We start from the raw sequence: 18,967 nt of genomic DNA, 5'->3' as shown, positions 1-18,967 counted from the left end.
GCGGAATGCCAAGGCGGAATGCCAAGGGCGCCTGGTCCTGCCGGACCATGGCGCCCTTGTTGCTTGGTGGCGGCGAACCCCTCGGCCGGTGAAGGTCGGCGAGGTCAGGGGCCGAGGACCCGGCAGCTTTGCTGCCGCGCGGCGATCCGGCCGCAGGCGAGTTCCGCGGTTTCCCGGTTCATCCCGACGAAATTCGCCTCGAATCCCCGCTTGGTATTGGCGACGCGGCTCAGCGCGCTGCCAAGCGCGCCGCTTTCCTGAAGCGCGGTTTTCAGCAGCATCTGCTCGGCCTCGTATTGCGAACGGAACAGGCCCAGCGAGACGCCCCAGCCCTTGCCGCCCGAATCCGATCCGCGGGCGACGATCTCGGTCGGCGCGGGCGCGGCATCCTCTTCGGGGTCGAGCGAGGCGAGGATGATCGTCTCGGACCGCTGCGCCGGGGCCGGCGAGGCCAGCAGCGCCATGCTTTCCGGCTGCGGTTGGGTCGCCTGCACGAACAGCGAGGGCGAGCCCGCCGCCGGCGCGGAAAGCCCGGCCGAACGGTCGTCGCGCGGCGCCGGGGCAGGGCGGACGGCATTCACCGGCACGGCCGCGGGTTCCGAGGCATCGCCTTCTTCCGGCCGCGCCTCGGGCCGGGCGGCGCGGGCCAGCAGTTCGGGATCGGTCGCGACATTGGCGAACTGGCCGGTGCCGGGCTTGCGCGCCGGCCGGGCGCTGGCGGCAAGGGAGCTGCCGCTGCGGGCAGGGGCCGGTGCCGCGGCCGCCTGGGCGCGCGAGACCGCGGCCGAGATCGCCGCCGGCGTCACCACCGCCACGGTCGAGGCTCGCGCCACCGGACGGTCCGAGCTGGCAAGCCGCACGGTCGTTGCCTGCTGCGGTTCGGTGCGGGCGACCTGCACGGTGCGGCGCACCTTCTTCTCGGCCACCAGCTGCGGCGGCGCGGGCTTCACCTCTCGCACACGAGTGGGGGCCTTTCCGAAGCCGGCGTCCAGCAGCTGGGCCATGACCTGGTTGCGATGCGCCGTCGAGGTGCCGCCCAGCACCGTGGCGATGATCCGCTTGGAGCCGCGCTTGGCCGAGGCGGTCAGGTTGAAGCCCGCCGCCCGCGTATAGCCGGTCTTGATGCCGTCCGCGCCCTCGTAGCTGTCGAGGAAGCGCTTGTTGGTGCTGGCGACGGTGGCGATCCCCGCATCGGCCGAGCGGCGCGAGAAGATCGAGTAATATTGCGGGAAATCGTAGAACAGTCGCCGCCCGAGGACCGTCATGTCGCGGGCAGTGGAATAATGCCCCTCGGCCGTCAGGCCGTTGGCGTTGCGGAAATGCGTGTTGCGCATGCCCAGGGCACGGGCCATCTGGGTCATCTGCGCGGCGAATTTCGCCTCGGATCCCGCCAGCCCCTCGCCGATCACCGTGGCCGCGTCATTGGCGGATTTCACCGCCGCCGCGCGGATCAGGTAGCGCAGCTCGATCCGCTGGCCCGGCTTCAGCCCCAGCCGCGAGGGCGGTTGCGCGGCCGCATGGCTGGACACCAGGAACTTGCTGTCCAGCCGCACCTGCCCGCGCTCGACGGCGCTGAAGGCCATGTAGAGCGTCATCATCTTGGTCAGCGAGGCCGGATGAAGCCGCGTATCCGCGTTCTGCGCATAGATTTCCTGCCCGGTGCGCGCATCCATGACGAAGGCCGCGAAGGGGGCGGCGGCCACCGCCATGGGCAATGCCCAGGCGAATAGGATCATCAGTCCCAAGCGGACTTTTCTGGTGATTCTGCTCACTGTCCCGGTCTCTTCTGCCTCTGAGGGTCCGTTCATTATGCGGGCCCTTCATTAATGAAATGACAATAACACGCATTCCCGTGTTCGGAAACCGCAAGTTTGCGCCCATGCCGCGCAATCTGCCGCAGGTTGCCGGGGCTTTCGCATCCCGGCGGCGGGGGCGGGGCTTATCAAGCGCGGGGAAAGGCTCTATATTCGGTCCCAGAACCGTCCATATCCTGATACGAGCGTCGTGACCAAACCGCAGATGACCAACCGACCTGGGGACCGCGAAGAGGTCGAACTGGGGGTCAAGACCAGACCCCGCACGCAGCGGCCTCCGATGTACAAGGTATTGCTGCTGAACGACGATTTCACGCCGATGGAATTCGTCGTGCATGTGCTTGAGCGGCTGTTCAACATGAACCACGCCCAGGCGATCGAGATCATGCTGACGGTTCATCGCAAGGGGGTGGCCGTCGTCGGCGTCTTCTCGCACGAGATCGCCGAAACCAAGGTGGCGCAGGTCATGGAACTGGCCCGCCGCCAGCAGCATCCGCTGCAATGCACCATGGAAAAAGAGTAGAAATTGGCTGGATCACGGCTGGAACTTGTCTTTGGCGGCACGCCGCCCGAAGGGCGCATGCTGCTGATCGGCGCGGGCGCCGCGACCGATCTTTCGTCCTTCGATCCCGCCCGCGTGCAGATCGTGCAGGGCTTTTATCCCGACCACCGGGCGCTGAAATCGCGTGGCTACGACGTCGAGACGGCGGCCTCGGGCGATTTCGACGGCGCCGTGGTCTTTTTGCCGCGGGCGCGGGCCGAGGCGCGGGCGCGCATCGCCGAGGCCGCGGCGCGGCTGGCGCCGGGCGCCTCGCTGTGGATCGACGGGCAAAAGACCGACGGCGTCGATGCGGTGATGAAGGAGATGCGCGCCCTGGCCCCGGTGGACGAGGTCCAGTCGCGCGCCCATGGCAAGATCTTCCGGGTGACGCTGCCCCAGCCGGGCTGGCTGCCCGAGGGCTGGGCGGCGCAGGATCACCCGGCCGCGCCCGGCATGGTGACGCGGCCGGGCGTGTTCTCGGCCGACGGGCCGGACCCCGCCTCGCAGGCGCTGGCGGCGGCGCTGCCCGAGAAACTGCCGACCCGCATCGTCGACCTGGGCGCGGGCTGGGGCTGGCTTTCGGCGCAGATCCTGACCCATCCCGGCGTCGAGCTGCTGCACCTGGTCGAGGCCGATGCCGCGGCGCTGGATTGCGCGCGGCGCAACATTGCCGATCCGCGCGCGCGCTTTCACTGGGCGGATGCGCTGGATTTCCGCCTGCCCGAGCCGGTGAACGGCGTGATCATGAACCCGCCCTTCCACGAGGGGCGGGCGGCCGACCCGAGGCTCGGCGCCGGCTTCATCCGCGCGGCGGCGGGGCTGCTGACCGGGGCAGGGCGGCTGTGGATGGTGGCCAACCGCCACCTTCCCTATGAGCAGGCGCTGCGCGAATGCTTTGCCGAAGTCACCGAGCTGGGCGGAGACGCGCGGTTCAAGATCCTGACCGCCTCGGGCGCGCGGCGCGGCGGAGCCGGGCGGCCCCAGTCGAAAGGCCCGCAGTCGAAAGCCCCCCTGTCGAGAGCGAGGAAAAGATGAGCCTGTCCATCCAGGGCAAGACCGCCATCGTGACCGGCGCCGCCCGCGGCATCGGCCTGGCCATCGCCCGCCATTTCGAAGAGGCGGGCGCCAATGTCATGTTCGCCGACAGCGACGAGGCGGCGCTGATGACCGAACTGGGCGACCAGGCCGCGGCCGAGGGGCCGGTGCGCGCCTTTGCCGGCGACCTGGGGCAGAAGCTGACGCTGGCGAACCTGGTCTCGGCCACCATCGACGCCTTCGACCGGGTGGACATCCTGGTCAATGCGCATCGCATGGTGCAGGGCTGCGACCCGCTGACGGTGAACGACGACCTTCTGGGCGACATGCTGCGCCAGAACATGAGTTCCGGCCTGCGCCTGTCGCAGATGGTCGCCAAGCGGATGATGGCCCAGGCCGAGGAGGCCGGCGAGGAGGCGATCCAGCACGGCGCCATCGTCAACGTCACCTCGCTGGCCGCCGACTGGCCGCAGCCGCAGATGCTGGCCTATTCCATCGCCAGCGCGGCGCAGGCGCAGGCGACGCGCTCGCTCGCCTCGGCCCTGGCGCCCAAGCGGATCAGGGTGAACGGCGTCGCCTTCGCCAGCATCATGTCGAACAACCTGCAGCTGAAGCTGCGCGAGGATCCGGGCCTGCGCGACCGCATGATCGCGGCGACGCCCCTGGGCCGGATCGCCGGGGCGGACGAACTGGCGGCGACGGTGCAGTTCCTGGCCAGCGAGGCGTCGAGCTTTGTCACCGGGCAGATCCTGCGCGTCGATGGCGGCCGCAGCCTGGGCGACCCGCTGGCGCCCGGCGTCTACTGAGCGTTATCCGTCCTTTTCGGGATAGGCGGCCTTGCAGGCGTCGACCGCGGCGCGGGCGGCGGGCATCAGCGCCTGCTTGCGCGCCAGCAGGTTGTCGCGCTTGCGCGTCTCGGCCGCCGGGTCGATCGGCACCCGGTAGCGCTCGGTATCGGCGACGTCGCGCAGGCAGGGGCGATAGCCCAGCCGGCGGTTGCCGTCCTTGTCCACCCAGACATAGCGGCAATCTTCCCATTGGGTGCGCATCACCGTGCGCTCTTCCCAGGCATAGCCGCGCGCCAGATTGGCCTCGACCTCGGCCAGCAGGTTCGAGACGGTGCGATATTCACGGGTGTTGCGGCTGATGCATTGCTCTTGCGGGGTTCCGCAGGATGCGACAACCAGAACAGGCATCAGGGCAAGCAGGATGTTGCGGGTCATGGCCGGGATCTCTAGTTGTTTCGTCCGAAGCATAAGCCCGTCCCCCAGGTGGGGCAATTCACGAATGCGGAGGCAAGCCCATGGAAATGCACGATGAGCGACAGAAGGCCGCGGCCTGGTTCCGCGAGCTGCGCGACCGCATCGTGGCCGCCTTCGAGGCGCTGGAGGATCGCGGCCCCGGCAGCGCCGCGCCCGGCCGTTTCGAGGTCCGCGAGACCCGGCGCGGCGAGGATGGCGGCGGCGGGCTGATGTCGGTCATGCGCGGGGGCCGGGTCTTCGAAAAGGTCGGCGTGAACTGGTCGGCGGTGCATGGCGAACTGTCCCCTGCCGCCCGCCAGGCCATGGCGGCCCGCGGCGTGCCGGGGATCGAGGCGGACCCGCGCTTCTGGGCCTCGGGGATCAGCCTGGTCGCGCATATGCAGAACCCGCATGCGCCGGCGGTGCACATGAACACGCGCATGTTCTGGACGCCGGGCGCCTGGTGGTTCGGCGGCGGCGCCGACCTGAACCCCTGCCTGGAATATGCCGAGGATACCGCGCATTTCCACGCCACCCTGCGCGCTGCCTGCGCCCCGCATGGCGCCGATTACTACGACCGCTTCAAGGCCTGGGCGGACGAGTATTTCTTTGTCCCGCATCGCGGAAGGGCGCGGGGCGTCGGCGGCATCTTCTATGACGACCTGAACAGCGGCGACTGGCATGCCGATTTCGCCTTTACCAGGGCGGTGGGCGAGGCTTTCCTGCCCGCCTTCCTGCCCCTGGCCGAAAAGCGCATGGCTCGGCCCTGGGACGAGGCGGACAAGGACGCGCAACTGATCCATCGCGGCCTTTATGCGGAATACAACCTGGTCTATGACCGCGGCACCAAGTTCGGCCTCGCCACCGGCCACGACCCCGAGGCGGTGCTGATGAGCCTGCCGCCCATGGCGAAATGGGCCTGATGCCGGACTGGCCGGACCTTTACCTGATGCGGCACGGCCAGACGGTCTGGAACGTCGAGGGGCGGATGCAGGGCCGGCTGGATTCTCCGCTTACCCCGCTGGGCGAGGCACAGGCGCGGCGGCTGGCCTGGCTGGTGCGCGATCTGCGCGGCATGGCGCGGCTTGCCAGCACCGCGGGGCGGGCGCAGCAGACCGCGCGCATTGCCTTTGGCGGGCAGGGCTTTGCCCTGGACGAGCGCCTGCATGAAATCGACATCGGCGAATTCAGCGGCCGGCTTTCGTCGGAACTGCACGCGGCGCACCCGGAAGCCTTCGCCCGAGGGCCGCTGGACTGGTATGACATGGCGCCGGGGGGCGAGCATTTCGCCGGGCTCGAGGTGCGGGTGCGCGCATTCCTGGACGACCTGGACGGCCCGGCGCTGATCGTGACGCATGGCATCACCCTGCGCATGCTGCGGCTGGTGGCCATGGACCTGCCGCTGGAGCGGTTGGCCGAAATGCCGGTCAGCCAGGGCGGGCTGCACCTGGTCAGCCGCGGCCGGCACCGGATGTTTCTCTGACGCTCAGGATTTCGCCGGCAAGGGACGGGCAGGGTTGCCGACCACGGTCGCGCCGGCTGCCACGTCGCGGGTCACGACCGCGCCGGCGCCGACGATGGCGCCGTCGCCGATGCTGACGCCCGGCAGCACGACCGCGCCGCCGCCGACCCAGACGTCATCGCCGATGGTGATGGGCTTGCCCCATTCGACGCCCTTGGCACGGCTGTCGCGCTCGCGCGGGCGGTCCTCGGTCAGCAATTGCACGGCGGTGCCGAACTGGCAGCGCGCGCCGATGCGGATTTCGCAGATGTCCATGAAGAAGCAGCCGTAATTCACGAAGCAATCCGGCCCGAAATGGATGTGCTTGCCGTAATCGACATGAAAGGGCGTGCGGATCACCGCGCCGTTCCAGGTGCCCAGCAATTGCGTCAGGGTGCGGGCGCGGGTCTTGTCGCCGATGATGGTGGCGTTGTAGTCGCGCATCAATCCCTGCGCGGCCTTGCGCATCGCCACCAACTCGCCATCGCCGGGATTGTAGGGCCGGCCGGCCAGCATGTCCTCGCGCGCCGTCAAATGAAGCCAAGCTCCAGGCGGGCCTCTTCGGACATCATGTCCATGCCCCATTGCGGCAGGAAGGTCATCTCGACATCGACCTGCTTGACGCCGGGCAGCGGCTCGACCGCATCGGCGACCCAGCCGGGCATCTCGCCCGCGACGGGGCAGCCGGGCGCGGTCAGGGTCATGACGATGCGCACCGCATTCTCGTTGTCGATGGCGATGGTATAGATCAGCCCCAGGTCGAAGATATTGACCGGGATTTCCGGGTCGTAGACCGTCTTGCAGGCCTCGACCACGCTTTCGTAAAGGGGATGGTCGGTCGTCGAAGGCGCGATCAGCGGGTCGCCTTCCTTGAGATTCTCGGTGCTCATGCGGCGTGTCCTGTAAAATCTTGGCAATGATATAGGACTTGTGCCTTCCGGGGTCCAGAGCCGCTTAGAAGCGGAAGTTCAGCCGCCGCGCCACGCCGATGCTGATCGAGGGCTGGCTGCGGGTCTGCACCAGGGGCGAATCGCCGGCATCGCCCAGCAGCCGGCCATAGGTCAGCCGCCCCATCAGCGCCGTGTCGGGCATGAATTCGTAACGCGCCTCGACGCTGACGCGGGCGATATAGGCGCCGCCGTCGGGGCTGTGGGCGGCGCGGCCCGGCCGCGATTCGTTCCCGTCGACGCCGAAATAGGTGCCGACGAAATCCTGGTCGCCCAGGCCCAGCTCGGCCCCGGTCCAAAGCGTCAGCCTGTCGTTGACCTCATAGCGGTATTTCGCGCCCAGTTCGCCCGCCACGCCGTGATGGCCGCCGAAGCCCTTGCGGATGGCGCCATAGCTGGTCATGTCGCCCATGCGCCAGGACAGCTTCACCCCGAATTCGCCGGCGCGGCCGATGTCGCGCATGCCGCGCAGATCCTCGTGATCGTCGGCATCGCGCTTGCCCACATAGTTCAGCGAGGGCAGGATCGAGATCCCGTCCTTCTTGCCGCGGTCGGCATCGCCGTTGCGCAGGATGATCCAGGGCGAGGCGTCCAGGTTGTCCGACCCCATGAACTCGGGGCTGTATTTCACCCCCAGCCCGGCATCGACCGAAAGCCCGCGCCCAAGCCCCAGCGACTGCGCCGCGGCGGGCGAGGTCAGGGCGGTGGCGGCAAGAAGCGCAAGCGCGGCAATCCGGGTCATGGCGAATCCTTATCAAATCGGTCGGCACCCTGCGTCGAAACCCGGCATCAGGGCAAGCGGAGTCTGGAGAATTTTAGACAATAATTCGCGGGTGTTGCGCTCAGGCCCGCTGGGCTTCCTCCAGCCGCTCCAGCGCCTCCATCCACAGCCCCTCGGCGCGCTGCATCGCCTCGCTGGCCTCGGCATGCTTGCGGCCCCAGGCCTCGGCCTTCTGCGCGTCGTCATAGGTCGCGGGATCGGCCATGATCGCATCCAGCTTTTCCAGCATGGCGGTCAGCTTTTCGACCCGCTCCTCGGCCCGGCGGGCCTCGGCGCGCAGCTCCAGGACCTTCTCGCGCGCGGGGCGTTTGGGCGCCGGTTTCGCCTCGGGCTTCGGCTCGGACTTCTCCTCGCCGGCCAGCAGCATGCGGCGATAGTCGTCCAGGTCGCCCTGCCAGGGGCTGACCCCGCCCTGGTCCACCAGCCACAGCCGGTCGGCCACCAGGTTCAGCAGGTGCATGTCGTGGCTGACCAGCACCACGGCGCCGGTATAGTCGTTCAGTGCCTCGGTCAGCGCCTCGCGCGATTCGATGTCCAGGTGGTTGGTCGGCTCGTCCAGGATCAGTAGATGCGGCGCGTCGATGGTTGCGAGCAGCAGCGACAGCCGCGCCTTCTGCCCGCCGGACAGCTGGCCGACGCGGGTCTCGGCCTGGGCCTCCATCAGCCCGAAGCCGGCCAGTCGGGCGCGCAGCCGGGCCGGCGGCTCGTCCGGGCGCAGCCGGCGGACATGGTCCAGCGGGGTGTCCATCAGTTCCAGCTCGTCGACCTGGTGCTGGGCAAAATAGCCGATGCGCAGCTTGCCCGAACGCGCGATCCGCCCCTCCATCGCCTCCAGCCGGCCGGCCAGCAGCTTGGACAGCGTGGACTTGCCCTGGCCGTTGCGACCCAAAAGCGCGATGCGGTCGTCCTGGTCGATGCGCAGGTTCAGCCGCCGCAGCACCGCGCGCCCGTCATAGCCGACCGAAACCCCGTCCAGCGAGACGATGGGCGGCGACAGCTGGTCGGGCTGCGGAAAGCCGAAGCGGTGGAACTTCGCCTCTTCCGGGGCGGTGATCGGCTCCATCCTTTCCAGCATCTTGATGCGGGCCTGGGCCTGGCGCGCCTTGGTGGCCTTGGCCCGGAAACGGTCGACGAAGCTTTGCAGATGGGCGCGGCGGGCGTCCTGCTTCCTGGCCTCGGCGGCCTGCAGGGCGCGCTTCTCGGCCCGGGTCCGCGCGAAGGTGTCGTAGCCGCCGGAGTAAAGCAGCAGCTTGCGATCCTCCAGGTGCAGGATATGGCCGACGGCGCGGTTCAGCAGGTCGCGGTCATGGCTGATGACGATGACGGTATGGGGATATTTCGCCAGGTAGCTTTCCAGCCACAGCGCGCCTTCCAGGTCCAGGTAGTTGGTCGGCTCGTCCAGCAGCAGCAGGTCGGGCTGGGAAAACAGCACGCCGGCCAGCGCCACCCGCATGCGCCAGCCGCCGGAATAGTCGCTGGTCGGCCGGGCCTGGTCCTCGGTCGAAAAGCCCAGGCCGCGCAGGATGGTCGCGGCCCGCGCCTCGGCGGACCAGGCATCGATGTCGGCCAGCCGGGTCTGGATCTCGGCGATGCGGGCGGGATCGGCGGCGCTTGCGGATTCGGCGATCAGGGCGGCGCGCTCGGCGTCCGCCTCCAGCACCGTCTCCAGCACGCTCGTCGCGGTGCCGGGCGCTTCCTGCGCGACGCCGCCGATGCGGGCGCGGGGCGGCAGGGTGATGGCGCCGCCGTCCAGGCCCAGCTCGCCCCGGATCAGCCGGAACAGCGTGGTCTTGCCGGCGCCGTTCGGACCGACCAGGCCGACCTTGTGGCCGTCGGGGATGGTGGCCGAGGCGTGCTCGAACAGCGGCCGTCCGGCGATGGAATAGGATATGTCGTCGATGCGCAGCATGCGCCCCCGCATGGCGCAAGCCGCGCGCGCCGTCAATGCCGTCATCAAAGCCCCGTGCCAAGGCGCGGGCCGGGGCCGCGCCGGCTTTTCAAGCGCCGCCGCCCATGCTAACGGGGCGCGGATTTCCGCGCCACCTGCGGCCGGAACAAGGAAAAGGACGATCCCATGGCCATCGAACGCACGCTTTCGATCATCAAACCCGACGCCACCAAGCGCAACCTGACCGGCAAGATCAACGCCAAGTTCGAGGAAGCCGGCCTGCGCATCGTCGCGCAAAAGCGCATCCAGCTGACGCTGGCGCAAGCCGGCCAGTTCTATGCCGAACACAAGGAGCGCCCCTTCTACGGCGAGCTGACCGAATTCATGACCTCCGAGCCGGTGGTGGTGCAGGTGCTGGAAGGCGAGGGCGCCATCCTGAAGAACCGCGAAGTCATGGGTGCGACCAACCCGGCCAATGCCGACGAGGGCACCATCCGCAAGGAATTCGCCCTCTCGGTCGGCGAAAACTCGGTCCACGGCTCGGACAGCCCCGAAGCCGCGGCGCGCGAGATCGCCTTCTTCTTCTCGGGCCTCGAACTGGTCGGCTGAGCCCGGCTTCTTCGTTCCCCAAATACCCATCGGAAAAGGCCGCCCACCGAGGCGGCCTTTTTCCTGCCGCGCCGTCACCGTTTCCCGAATACCCAAGGCAGGGCCGCCCGTCGAGGCGGCCCTTGCCCTATTGCCGCCTGGCGCTCAGCTCGAACCCCACGGCCACGGCAAAGCCCACGGTGCCCTCGTCGGCATAGCTCGCACCGATGCCGAAATCGCGGCGGTCGAGCTGCATCCGGCCCTGCGCCTGCGCCACGTCGCCCTCGATGACCAGTTCGAAGGGCAGGGCGGCCTCGACCGCCTGGCCGGCGACGGTCAGCCGGCCCTGCGCGACATGCGGCTGCCCCTCGGCCGCGGGTGGCAGGATCTCGGCCTCGAAGACGGCGGTCGGATGGGCGGCGGCATCCAGGAAATCCGGTCCCTTGGCGGCGTCGCTGACCGCGCCCAGCGTCAGCGAGGCGATGTCGACCTCGACCCGCACCTGCCCGGTCCGGCTGTCCGGGTCATAGGAAATATCGGCCTGCCATTGGCCGAACTGGCCCGCGACCGGATTGCCGGCCTGGACGACCTCGATCTCCAGCTTGCCCTGGTCCACCGCCCAGCCCGCACCCGAAGCGGTCGCAGGCACGGATGCCGCCGGCTGCTGCACCGCGGGCGCGTCGGCCGGAATCGAGGTCGACACCAAGGCCGGCACCAGGGCGATGCCGACCCAAAGCCCCAGCCCCGCCACGGCCGCCAGCAGATGCGGCAGGATGCCCGAGGCCGGGGCGGTCGGTTCGGGCGCGAGCGCGGGATCGCCGGCCATGCGGTGCATGGTGCCGTCGCGGTCGATGACCGCATGTTTCAGCGCGCCCAGGACATGCAGCAGGATCAGCCCGGCCAGCAGCCACCAGCCCAATTCGTGAAAGACCCCGAAACGCTCGGACAGGGCCACGTCCTCGGGCACGAAGGGCAGGCGCTGGCCGAAGGGCCAGAGGATGCGGGCAAAGCCGCCCGGCGCCGCCGAATGCAGGAGCCAACCCGACAGCGGCATGACGATCATGCCGATCCACAGCGCCCAATGCACCGCCTCGGCGCCAAGGGTCTCCAGCCGCCGCTCGGGGTGCAGGGGGCCGGGCTTCGGCTGCCCCAGCGTCCAGAGCAACCGCGCCGCCACCAGGGCCAGCGCCGCCATGCCCAGGGTCTTGTGCAGGGAATAGGCGGCGAAGATCGCCTGCATCTGCGCGTCGCCGCCCTCGGGCAGGTTGTCCGCGTAAAGCCCGACGGCGATCGCGGCCAGGATCAGGACGGCGACCGTCCAGTGGAAGAAGCGGGCGACCCAGCCATAGGCGCGGTCGGTATTGCTGGCCTTCATCGGATTTCTCCCATCGCTTCGCGCCAATGGCGCCGGCAGAGCGAGACATAGGTTTCATTGCCGCCGATCTGGACCTGGGCGCCCTGGTGCAGCACCCGGCCCCCTTCGTCCTGGCGCACGACCATGGTGGCCTTGCGCCCGCAATGGCAGATGGTGCGCACCTCGCGCAGGTCGTCGGCCAAGGCCAGCAGCGCCGCCGAGCCGGGAAACAGCCGGCCGCGGAAATCGACCCGCAGCCCATAGCACATCACCGGCTGGCCAAGATCGTCGGCGACGCGGGCCAGTTGCCAGACCTGGTCCTCGGTCAGGAACTGCGCCTCGTCGACGAAGATGCAGGCGGCATCGCGGCCCTCGGCCTCGATCAGGGCGAAAAGATCGGCCTCGGGGGTGAAACCCAGCGCGGGCTCGGCGATGCCGATGCGGCTGGCGATGCGGCCGCTGCCGGCGCGGTCGTCCAGCGCCGCGGTCAGCAGCAGCGTCGCCATGCCGCGCTCGCGATAGTTGTAGGACGCCTGCAGCAAGAGCGTGCTCTTGCCGGCGTTCATCGTGGAATAATGAAAGTAAAGCTTGGCCATGCCGGCAGATAGCCGCGACGGCCCGATGGTCGCAAGCCGCCGCGACGGGGCGGCGGCTCACGTTTGCGCGCATATCGGCGGGATCAGCCGCGCTGCGTCGATTTCGGCGCGCGCGAGGGGCGCCGGGCAGGGCGCTTGCGCGCCGCGCCTTGGGCCGGGCGGCCGGCCGGGCCGCCGCGCTCGCGGATCTTGGCCGCCTCGAAGGGTTCCTCGCCGCCGACCACGGCGATCTTGGCCTTCATCGCCTTTTCGATGGCGCGCAGCTCGCCGGTCTCGGTGGGCGAGCAGAAGGCGATGGCGCGGCCGTCGCGCCCGGCGCGGGCGGTGCGGCCGATGCGGTGGACATAGTTTTCCGGCACGTTCGGCAGGTCGTAGTTATAGACATGCGCCACCTGCGGAATGTCGAGCCCGCGCGCCGCCACGTCGGTCGCGACCAGCACCTTGGTCTCGCCGGCGCGGAAGCTCGCCAATGCCCGCTCGCGCTGGCCCTGGCTCTTGTTGCCGTGGATCGCGGCGACCTTGAAGCCCCATTTCTCCAGAAGCTTCGACAGCTTTTCCGAACCGTGCTTGGTGCGGCCGAAGACGATGGCCAGCTCGTCCACATGTTTCGACAGGTATTCCGCCAGCAGGGTCGCCTTGTCGCCCTGGTTGACGAAATGCACGCCCTGGTCGATCTTTTCCGCCGCCTGTCCGGGCGGGTTCACCGCCACGCGCAGGGGATCGTTCAGGTAGCTGTCGGCCAGCTCCTCCATCAGCTTCGGCATGGTGGCCGAGAACAGCAGCGTCTGGCGTTCGCGCGGCAGCATCTTGGCGATGCGGCGCAGCGCGTGGATGAAGCCGATGTCCAGCATCTGGTCGGCCTCGTCCAACACCAGATACTTGGTCTGCGACAGGTCCACGGCGCCGCGTTCGATCAGGTCGATCAGCCGGCCCGGCGTCGCGATCAGCACGTCGACGCCGCGTTCCAGCCGCTGGGTCTGCACGTTGATCGAGGCGCCGCCGACGACGCGGAACTGCCGGATCGGCGTGCCGATGGCATAGTTGTCGATATTCTCGGCGATCTGGGTCGCCAGTTCCCGCGTCGGCGCCAGGATCAGCGCCCGGCAGGTCCGGGGCTCGGGCTTGCGGCCGATGTTCAGCAGCCGGGTCAGCATCGGCAGGCCGAAGGCCGCCGTCTTGCCGGTGCCGGTCTGCGCCAGGCCCAGAAGGTCGCGGCCGGCGACGATGCCGGGGATGGATTTCTCCTGGATGGGCGAGGGGGTCTCGATCCCCAGGCCCGGCAGGTTGATCGCCACGCGCGGGTCGATCCCCATGCGGGTGAAGGCGGTGTCCATCTCGGGGATGGCGCGGCGGATGAACTTCTCTTCCGGCTCGGCGCGGTGACGGCGGTGGTTGGTGTTGGGCTTGTCGCTGCGGAAGCGCGGCTTGCCGCCTTGCTGGGCGCGGGGGTTGCCCGAACGGTTCGGGCGGGTGGTTTCGTTCGTCATGTCGTCTTTCGGCCAGGTCGCCCGCGTATCGGCGCGCATGGCTGGGGCCGCGCGGATCGCACGGCTGGTTGCGAGGGGCGGGCGTGGATACGGTGATGCCCGCAGCCTCCCCGCGTGAATGGGAAACTGGAAAATCGGTGCCGACCTTGGCGCAAGGGCGCCGGCTGCTCACGCGGCAGCGGGCGGCAACCCGTCGCAAATGAGGGTTCCGGCTGCGAAAGTCAAGCGCGGTCTGCGGAATCCATCCAGATCGTCACCGGACCGTCATTGACCAGCGACACCTGCATGTCGGCGCCGAAGGAGCCGGTCTCGACCGGCAGGCCGAGTGCGCGCAGCGCCTCGGCAAAGCGCAGATACAGCGCCTCGCCGCGCTCGGGCGTCTCGGCGGTGGAAAATCCGGGGCGGTTGCCGGTGCTGGTGTCGGCGGCGAGCGTGAACTGGCTGACCACCAGAACCGCGCCGCCGATGTCCTGGACCGATCGGTTCATCTTGCCGGCCTCGTCGCGGAAGATGCGCAGCTTGGCCACGCGCGCGGCCAGTTTCGCCGCCGCGTCCTCGGGATCGCCGCGCATGGCGCAGACCAGCACCAGCAGGCCCGGCCCGATGCGGCCGATGCTGCGGCCCGCGACCCTGACCTGGGCCTCGGCGACGCGCTGGACCAGGGCCCGCATCTCAGCCGCCCAACATGATGCCCAGGACGACCAGCATCAGCCCCAGGACCGACGCGGCCAGCGCGGCCATGTTCACGGCGACCACCTTGCGCATGGTGGCGCGCATCTGGTCGTCGTCCGAGATCCGCGCCTTGGCCCGCGCGGCCGTGACGATGCACCATGCCAGCGCAACGAGCCCGATCACCGTCAGCCCGGTTCCGCCCCAGATCAGCCCGTCCCAGATCGTCATCTTCCGCCTCCGTCTGCCAGCGACGGCCTAGCGGCGATTGCACCCGGCCGCAAGACCGCCTAGACCCGCGGCGGAAAGCATGGAGATGGTGTCGCGGCCTTGCGCGCCGCGCATCGCGATCCGCAACAGCAAATGGAGCAGCAAATGGATTCGTATCAGGTGACTGCGGACGAACTGCGTCAGTTCGTGGAGCGGATCGAGCATCTGGAGCAGGAAAAGAAGGACATCGCCGAGCAGATCAAGGAGGTCTACGCCGAGAGCAAGGGGCGCGGCTACGACACCAAGGCGCTGAGGTCCATCATTTCGCTGAGAAAGAAGGACAAGGACCAGGTCGCCGAAGAAGAGGCGGTGCTGGAAATCTACAAGCAGGCCCTGAACATGGCCTGAAGCCCTTGATCGGGCCGGCTTCCCTTGGCCCGATCCGTTCGCATGCGCTTTTGCGTCATGCCGCGCCTGCGCATCGATGCGGCCTGTCCTGGCCATCGGGCGCATGATGATCGGACTGCTGCGAGATGGTGCTTTTAGGAGCCGTCTGGTTGTAGCGGCTCCGACAGGGCCGCCCGCGCACGGGCATTCCTTGACAGCTCGAGCGGTTGCTTGCCGGGTGAGAATACGGCGCAACCGACGATCACGCCATCATGAAGGTGGATCAGCCGGGGAACGGCGGAATTTGCGCGGCTGAAGCCGGATGGTGATGGTGGGAGTTGGGGTATATTTGATTACATAACTCCGGTTATCGGGGAAATTCAACCATAGGGGGATCTAGGATGTCGAACAACCGAAATAATGACCATTCGGGCCCCTTTTTGTCCTTTCTACAACCAATTACTGTCCATCGCTTCGACTGGCTCTGCAATAAATTCGGCAATTTCAATGCATTACCTGGAAGCGCTCAATCGCCGCCCGTGATCGTGATCTGCTGCACAGGCCCGGATCCGACCCGTTGACGGTCGAGTCGCTGCCCGGCAAGGTCGTTTCAATCCGTTCCGGAGCGATGGCGCGGCCTGACGGCTGCCGGATCTCCGGAGTTTCCAAACCCTCACGATCCCGCCGGAAAGCGCCGCTTTTCCGAACGACGGAGCCGTGTCTCGAAAGCGATCACGATGCCGCAGCAACACGCGTTTCATCAAGGCTTTGCTGCAGGCTTCAGGGCCGACACGGCCCTCTCACGGTCCTGGCGCAATCACCGCCCTGCCCCGATCATGTTTCCGCTCACATGCGCTGAGTGAAAACCCGCCGGCGTTCGGTCGTGCGCCCCTTGCCCTGAACCCGCCCCTATCCTGCCTCACCGCACGGCCGGCTGACCCCGGTCAACGACCCGGCTTTGCCGAAAGGAATCCCGCATGCCCCGCATCCCGTTCCTTCTCGTCCGAACCTTCGATCCCGGAGAAACGCTCGCCTCGCTCGAGGATCGGTTCCTCCGGCATCTAGGTAAACTGCGCGGCGTGGACCCTTTCGCCGATGAGGGCTGGGAGCGCACCGAGAGCGCCTCGCCGGATTGCGCATCCCAGGCAAGGCAACTCTCGCCCTGATTGGCGAGCGCAATGGCATCAACCCGTCCTGCGGCAGCAAGGACCGCCCGGATGTTCTTCAACAACTCATCCGGATCGTGCTCCACCCATCCAGCCTCTGGATGGTGCTGGGAGTGCCTGCGGCTGGCAGCCAGCCCGCGAGCGGATCATGCAGGAATGGCGCCGCAAGGTGATTGCGCGCTGAATGAAGCCTCCGGGCCCCTGAGGGGCCCGGCCAGCTATCTGGCCGGACAGCCGGCCGCTTCAACCCATCCCAAGCGTGGCGCAAGCGCGATCCAGACAGGGGAATGACCCATGCCTTCAGACCAACCGAGCCCCTCGCGGACCGCGGGAACGGGTGTTCCGCTTCACCTTCGCGGGCTCACGAAGAAATATCAGGATTTCGTTGGGGTCGATAACCTGAACCTCGACATCCAGGGAGGCGAACTGGTCGCACTCCTCGGCCCGTCCGGCTGCGGGAAAACCACCACACTGCGAATGGTGGCTGGCTTGATCCCAGTGACCTCCCGCGAGATTCTCGTGGGCGGAAGGGACGTGACCTCTACCCCCACCTATCAGCGCGACATGGGACTCGTCTTTCAGTCCTATGCCCTCTTCCCGCACATGACGATCGCCCAAAACGTCGCCTTCGGTCTTGAGATGCGCGGGATCGGCAAGGATGAAATCAAGGCACGGGTGCGGGACGCGCTTCGGATGGTCCATCTGGAAGGCAAGGAAGACCGCAAGCCCACGCAGCTTTCTGGCGGCCAGCAACAGCGTGTTGCCCTGGCACGTGCGCTGGTGGTGCGGCCCTCGATCCTGCTCCTGGATGAACCTCTCAGCAATCTTGATGCGAAACTGCGGGATGAAATGCGCCGGGAGATCCGCGAGATCCAGCAGAAGACCGGTATTACGGCGCTGTTTGTGACCCATGACCAGGTCGAAGCGCTCGCGATGTGCGACAAGATCGTGGTCATGCAGGCTGGCAAGCTGATGCAGGCCGGCACCCCACGCGAGATTTATGAAGCCCCGGCCAATCCCTTTGTCGCTTCCTTCGTCGGTCGTGCGAACCGCCTGACCGCGCGCGGCGATGGCAGCGGCCGTTATGGGCTATCCGGCGTCGAGATCCGTGGGTCCGCAGGCATTTCGGGGAACGTGACAATGATGATCCGCCCTCACCGCATCACCATCAACGATCCGGCCGCCGCCGGCGAAAACGGCCTGAGCGGTCGGCTCACCGAGGTGACCTATGTCGGCGACCTGGTCCAACTGGAAGTCGCTTCCGGCGACCAGACCATAATGGTGGAGCGGTCGACCCGTTCGCAAGAGGCGCTCCCGACCATCGGTGAGTCGGTGTCGCTCAACTGGTCGGCCGCGGATATGCGCGCGCTTTGCGCCTGGTAACGGCCTGAGGACATATCATGGACAACAACCGCATGGGATTGCCGATGAAATTGCTCGTCAGCATCCTATTCCTTTACCTGCTGACGCCGGTAATCCTGGTCTTCCCGCTTTCCTTCAGCGATGACCAGACCCTGGCCTTTCCGCCCTCCAGCTGGAGCCTGCGTTGGTATCGCGCCATCTTCGGGGATGGCCGGATGATGGATGCGTTCATCACAAGCCTCGGCCTCGCAACGGTGGTGACATTGCTTTCCATCGTCGTCGCCCTGCCTGCCTCTTATGCGATCGTCCGGTTTCCGTCCAAGGTAACCAACGCGCTGTTCAACCTGTTGACCGCGCCGTTGCTGCTGCCCACGATCGTGCTCGGCCTGGGTATCCTCATCGTCTTCGCGTCTCTGGGGGTGATGGGCAGCTTCAGTGGTCTGGTGATGGCGCATATGACGGTGACCCTGCCTTACGCGTTGCGTGTTCTGACCACCTCTCTCACTGGGTTGAACCTGACTGTTGAGGAAGCGGCAGCGACCCTGGGTGCGCGGCCGATGGTGGTATTCCGCCGCATAACCCTGCCGGCAATGACACCCGGCCTTATCGCGGCGACGGCACTTTGCTTCCTGGTATCCTTCGACGAGGTGGTGATCACCCTGTTTCTCGCGGGCCCTCGCATGACGACCCTGCCCGTCGAACTTTATCATCGGGTCTGATCGTGGATCGGTCCCTTGGTCTGAACAAAACCTTCGTCAAGTGAACAACGCCCGCCGGGACTGGTTGACCGGTCCCGGCTTGGTTCAGGCTTGTCTCGGGAAGACTTCTGCGTTTGATGGAGAGAGACCCTGATCTTCGAGCAGACCTGGAGCTGAATAACAATGCATCCTACTGAAAGGCGTGCGCGAATTGTCGAGTTGGTTCAGCGCAATCACAGCCATAGCGTGGATGAGCTCGCGGAGGCGTTGGACAGCTCACGAGAGACGATCCGGCGGGATCTGGTTGCCCTGGATCGCGACGGACTGCTTCGGCGCTACCACGGCGGCGCCAGATCCCTGACGGACGCAGCCAACTTCCAGGTAGCAGAAGAAAGCTTCAGCGTCCGCCTGACCCGACATGGCGAGGCGAAGAAGAAACTGGCTCGCCTGGCCGCGACCCCGTTCGAGCCGGGCTCCTCCCTTTTCGTCGACACCGGCACGACCACTCTCGCCTTCGCACAAGAATTGGCCCCTCTTCGCCAATGCACCGTGATCACCAATTCACTGGGGATTGCCTCCATCTTCGGGGCCGTGCGCGATTTCCGCCATAAGATTCACGTGCTTGGTGGCGAATTTGTGCCTGATGCACAGGAAATGCTGGGAAGAACCACCCTCCTGTCAACGGCGGAGTAAAACCCGGCC

At 67.4% G+C, this 18,967-nt stretch carries 22 protein-coding genes; 11 read left to right on the top strand and 11 right to left on the bottom strand.

Annotated features, from left to right (window positions below; all coding sequences use genetic code 11):
* Window positions 1-104: 104 nt before the first annotated feature.
* Window positions 105-1,736: a D-alanyl-D-alanine carboxypeptidase family protein gene (locus FE811_RS20760; protein WP_244295344.1), complete on the bottom strand. Its 1,632-nt coding sequence runs from the start codon at window positions 1,734-1,736 to the stop codon at window positions 105-107.
* A gap of 283 nt (window positions 1,737-2,019) precedes the next feature.
* Between FE811_RS20760 and clpS the strand changes: the two genes are divergently transcribed.
* From clpS to FE811_RS20745, 3 genes are read left to right on the top strand one after another with little or no spacing between them, the layout of a single operon-like run.
* The gene (clpS, locus tag FE811_RS20755) at window positions 2,020-2,337 is read left to right on the top strand and encodes an ATP-dependent Clp protease adapter ClpS (RefSeq protein WP_024845416.1); all 318 of its coding nucleotides are present in this window, start codon (window positions 2,020-2,022) and stop codon (window positions 2,335-2,337) included.
* 3 nt (window positions 2,338-2,340) lie between these two features.
* Window positions 2,341-3,390 (top strand): class I SAM-dependent methyltransferase, encoded by a 1,050-nt coding sequence (locus FE811_RS20750; RefSeq protein ID WP_116222772.1) that lies wholly within the window; start codon window positions 2,341-2,343, stop codon window positions 3,388-3,390.
* On the top strand, window positions 3,387-4,196 hold the full coding sequence (locus tag FE811_RS20745; RefSeq protein WP_036758495.1) for an SDR family NAD(P)-dependent oxidoreductase: 810 nt from the start codon (window positions 3,387-3,389) through the stop codon (window positions 4,194-4,196). Before FE811_RS20750 ends, FE811_RS20745 begins: the two co-directional genes overlap by 4 nt.
* Before the next feature lie 3 nt (window positions 4,197-4,199).
* Here the strand turns inward: FE811_RS20745 and FE811_RS20740 are convergent, their stop codons facing one another.
* Window positions 4,200-4,613 carry a hypothetical protein gene (locus FE811_RS20740; protein WP_036758498.1) on the bottom strand — a complete coding sequence of 138 codons (414 nt, stop codon included), beginning with the start codon at window positions 4,611-4,613 and terminating at the stop codon, window positions 4,200-4,202.
* 80 nt (window positions 4,614-4,693) lie between these two features.
* Between FE811_RS20740 and hemF the strand changes: the two genes are divergently transcribed.
* Window positions 4,694-5,554 (top strand): oxygen-dependent coproporphyrinogen oxidase, encoded by an 861-nt coding sequence (hemF, locus tag FE811_RS20735; RefSeq protein ID WP_114535536.1) that lies wholly within the window; start codon window positions 4,694-4,696, stop codon window positions 5,552-5,554.
* Window positions 5,554-6,114 (top strand): histidine phosphatase family protein, encoded by a 561-nt coding sequence (locus FE811_RS20730; RefSeq protein ID WP_244295307.1) that lies wholly within the window; start codon window positions 5,554-5,556, stop codon window positions 6,112-6,114. Before hemF ends, FE811_RS20730 begins: the two co-directional genes overlap by 1 nt.
* A gap of 3 nt (window positions 6,115-6,117) precedes the next feature.
* On the opposite strand, the gene FE811_RS20725 is transcribed toward FE811_RS20730, so the two are convergent.
* The 4 genes from FE811_RS20725 to FE811_RS20710 all read right to left on the bottom strand — a co-directional run bounded on the left by FE811_RS20725 (window position 6,118) and on the right by FE811_RS20710 (window position 9,769).
* A complete protein-coding gene (locus FE811_RS20725) occupies window positions 6,118-6,666 on the bottom strand; it encodes a sugar O-acetyltransferase (RefSeq protein WP_208021383.1) in 549 nt (182 codons plus the stop codon).
* On the bottom strand, window positions 6,663-7,022 hold the full coding sequence (locus FE811_RS20720; RefSeq protein WP_036758506.1) for a DUF59 domain-containing protein: 360 nt from the start codon (window positions 7,020-7,022) through the stop codon (window positions 6,663-6,665). The genes FE811_RS20725 and FE811_RS20720 overlap by 4 nt, the downstream gene beginning before the upstream one ends.
* 64 nt (window positions 7,023-7,086) lie before the next feature.
* Window positions 7,087-7,821 carry a MipA/OmpV family protein gene (locus FE811_RS20715; RefSeq protein WP_114535534.1) on the bottom strand — a complete coding sequence of 245 codons (735 nt, stop codon included), beginning with the start codon at window positions 7,819-7,821 and terminating at the stop codon, window positions 7,087-7,089.
* A 100-nt stretch (window positions 7,822-7,921) separates the two neighbouring features.
* A complete protein-coding gene (locus FE811_RS20710; protein WP_036758546.1) occupies window positions 7,922-9,769 on the bottom strand; it encodes an ABC-F family ATP-binding cassette domain-containing protein in 1,848 nt (615 codons plus the stop codon).
* A 165-nt stretch (window positions 9,770-9,934) separates the two neighbouring features.
* Here FE811_RS20710 and ndk point away from each other — a divergent pair, with 165 nt between their 5' ends.
* Window positions 9,935-10,357 carry a nucleoside-diphosphate kinase gene (ndk, locus tag FE811_RS20705; RefSeq protein ID WP_011748041.1) on the top strand — a complete coding sequence of 141 codons (423 nt, stop codon included), beginning with the start codon at window positions 9,935-9,937 and terminating at the stop codon, window positions 10,355-10,357.
* 127 nt (window positions 10,358-10,484) lie between these two features.
* Here the strand turns inward: ndk and FE811_RS20700 are convergent, their stop codons facing one another.
* The 5 genes from FE811_RS20700 to FE811_RS20680 form a co-directional block, all read right to left on the bottom strand.
* Complete coding sequence (locus tag FE811_RS20700) at window positions 10,485-11,711, bottom strand: cytochrome b/b6 domain-containing protein (protein ID WP_116222774.1); 1,227 nt, start codon at window positions 11,709-11,711, stop codon at window positions 10,485-10,487.
* Complete coding sequence (locus tag FE811_RS20695; RefSeq protein WP_036758515.1) at window positions 11,708-12,286, bottom strand: thymidine kinase; 579 nt, start codon at window positions 12,284-12,286, stop codon at window positions 11,708-11,710. Before FE811_RS20695 ends, FE811_RS20700 begins: the two co-directional genes overlap by 4 nt.
* A gap of 83 nt (window positions 12,287-12,369) precedes the next feature.
* The gene (locus FE811_RS20690; RefSeq protein WP_244295309.1) at window positions 12,370-13,773 is read right to left on the bottom strand and encodes a DEAD/DEAH box helicase; all 1,404 of its coding nucleotides are present in this window, start codon (window positions 13,771-13,773) and stop codon (window positions 12,370-12,372) included.
* A 221-nt stretch (window positions 13,774-13,994) separates the two neighbouring features.
* On the bottom strand, window positions 13,995-14,444 hold the full coding sequence (gene dtd / locus FE811_RS20685; protein ID WP_116222776.1) for a D-aminoacyl-tRNA deacylase: 450 nt from the start codon (window positions 14,442-14,444) through the stop codon (window positions 13,995-13,997).
* A gap of 1 nt (window position 14,445) precedes the next feature.
* Window positions 14,446-14,673 (bottom strand): hypothetical protein, encoded by a 228-nt coding sequence (locus FE811_RS20680; RefSeq protein WP_083539265.1) that lies wholly within the window; start codon window positions 14,671-14,673, stop codon window positions 14,446-14,448.
* A gap of 144 nt (window positions 14,674-14,817) precedes the next feature.
* Between FE811_RS20680 and FE811_RS20675 the strand changes: the two genes are divergently transcribed.
* The 5 genes from FE811_RS20675 to FE811_RS20650 all read left to right on the top strand — a co-directional run bounded on the left by FE811_RS20675 (window position 14,818) and on the right by FE811_RS20650 (window position 18,958).
* On the top strand, window positions 14,818-15,060 hold the full coding sequence (locus tag FE811_RS20675; RefSeq protein WP_083539266.1) for a DUF2312 domain-containing protein: 243 nt from the start codon (window positions 14,818-14,820) through the stop codon (window positions 15,058-15,060).
* 956 nt (window positions 15,061-16,016) lie between these two features.
* Entirely contained in the window at window positions 16,017-16,205 is a 189-nt protein-coding gene (locus tag FE811_RS20670; protein ID WP_036758520.1) for a hypothetical protein, read from the top strand.
* 294 nt (window positions 16,206-16,499) lie between these two features.
* The gene (locus FE811_RS20660; RefSeq protein WP_116222777.1) at window positions 16,500-17,588 is read left to right on the top strand and encodes an ABC transporter ATP-binding protein; all 1,089 of its coding nucleotides are present in this window, start codon (window positions 16,500-16,502) and stop codon (window positions 17,586-17,588) included.
* A 17-nt stretch (window positions 17,589-17,605) separates the two neighbouring features.
* On the top strand, window positions 17,606-18,286 hold the full coding sequence (locus tag FE811_RS20655; RefSeq protein ID WP_244295311.1) for an ABC transporter permease: 681 nt from the start codon (window positions 17,606-17,608) through the stop codon (window positions 18,284-18,286).
* 162 nt (window positions 18,287-18,448) lie between these two features.
* Window positions 18,449-18,958 carry a DeoR/GlpR family DNA-binding transcription regulator gene (locus FE811_RS20650; protein WP_140848601.1) on the top strand — a complete coding sequence of 170 codons (510 nt, stop codon included), beginning with the start codon at window positions 18,449-18,451 and terminating at the stop codon, window positions 18,956-18,958.
* The last annotated feature ends 9 nt before the right edge of the window (window positions 18,959-18,967 follow it).

Origin of the sequence: Paracoccus sp. FO-3 (assembly GCF_006386455.1) — a bacterium.
Classification (GTDB): domain Bacteria; phylum Pseudomonadota; class Alphaproteobacteria; order Rhodobacterales; family Rhodobacteraceae; genus Paracoccus; species Paracoccus versutus.
This window is presented reverse-complemented; position numbering and strand designations above follow the sequence as displayed.

What these genes read in the sequence shown, in the direction of transcription:
- FE811_RS20650 (WP_140848601.1), top strand. Translation starts at nt 18,449, where the DNA reads ATGCATCCTACTGAAAGGCGTGCGCGAATTGTCGAGTTGGTTCAGCGC.
- FE811_RS20730 (WP_244295307.1), top strand. Translation starts at nt 5,554, where the DNA reads ATGCCGGACTGGCCGGACCTTTACCTGATGCGGCACGGCCAGACGGTC.
- FE811_RS20670 (WP_036758520.1), top strand. Translation starts at nt 16,017, where the DNA reads ATGCCCCGCATCCCGTTCCTTCTCGTCCGAACCTTCGATCCCGGAGAA.
- FE811_RS20745 (WP_036758495.1), top strand. Translation starts at nt 3,387, where the DNA reads ATGAGCCTGTCCATCCAGGGCAAGACCGCCATCGTGACCGGCGCCGCC.
- FE811_RS20680 (WP_083539265.1), bottom strand. Translation starts at nt 14,673, where the DNA reads ATGACGATCTGGGACGGGCTGATCTGGGGCGGAACCGGGCTGACGGTG.
- FE811_RS20715 (WP_114535534.1), bottom strand. Translation starts at nt 7,821, where the DNA reads ATGACCCGGATTGCCGCGCTTGCGCTTCTTGCCGCCACCGCCCTGACC.
- FE811_RS20690 (WP_244295309.1), bottom strand. Translation starts at nt 13,773, where the DNA reads ATGACGAACGAAACCACCCGCCCGAACCGTTCGGGCAACCCCCGCGCC.
- FE811_RS20720 (WP_036758506.1), bottom strand. Translation starts at nt 7,022, where the DNA reads ATGAGCACCGAGAATCTCAAGGAAGGCGACCCGCTGATCGCGCCTTCG.
- ndk (WP_011748041.1), top strand. Translation starts at nt 9,935, where the DNA reads ATGGCCATCGAACGCACGCTTTCGATCATCAAACCCGACGCCACCAAG.
- dtd (WP_116222776.1), bottom strand. Translation starts at nt 14,444, where the DNA reads ATGCGGGCCCTGGTCCAGCGCGTCGCCGAGGCCCAGGTCAGGGTCGCG.
- clpS (WP_024845416.1), top strand. Translation starts at nt 2,020, where the DNA reads ATGACCAACCGACCTGGGGACCGCGAAGAGGTCGAACTGGGGGTCAAG.
- FE811_RS20760 (WP_244295344.1), bottom strand. Translation starts at nt 1,736, where the DNA reads ATGATCCTATTCGCCTGGGCATTGCCCATGGCGGTGGCCGCCGCCCCC.
- FE811_RS20740 (WP_036758498.1), bottom strand. Translation starts at nt 4,613, where the DNA reads ATGACCCGCAACATCCTGCTTGCCCTGATGCCTGTTCTGGTTGTCGCA.
- FE811_RS20710 (WP_036758546.1), bottom strand. Translation starts at nt 9,769, where the DNA reads ATGCTGCGCATCGACGACATATCCTATTCCATCGCCGGACGGCCGCTG.
- FE811_RS20700 (WP_116222774.1), bottom strand. Translation starts at nt 11,711, where the DNA reads ATGAAGGCCAGCAATACCGACCGCGCCTATGGCTGGGTCGCCCGCTTC.
- FE811_RS20655 (WP_244295311.1), top strand. Translation starts at nt 17,606, where the DNA reads ATGGACAACAACCGCATGGGATTGCCGATGAAATTGCTCGTCAGCATC.
- FE811_RS20695 (WP_036758515.1), bottom strand. Translation starts at nt 12,286, where the DNA reads ATGGCCAAGCTTTACTTTCATTATTCCACGATGAACGCCGGCAAGAGC.
- FE811_RS20675 (WP_083539266.1), top strand. Translation starts at nt 14,818, where the DNA reads ATGGATTCGTATCAGGTGACTGCGGACGAACTGCGTCAGTTCGTGGAG.
- FE811_RS20660 (WP_116222777.1), top strand. Translation starts at nt 16,500, where the DNA reads ATGCCTTCAGACCAACCGAGCCCCTCGCGGACCGCGGGAACGGGTGTT.
- hemF (WP_114535536.1), top strand. Translation starts at nt 4,694, where the DNA reads ATGGAAATGCACGATGAGCGACAGAAGGCCGCGGCCTGGTTCCGCGAG.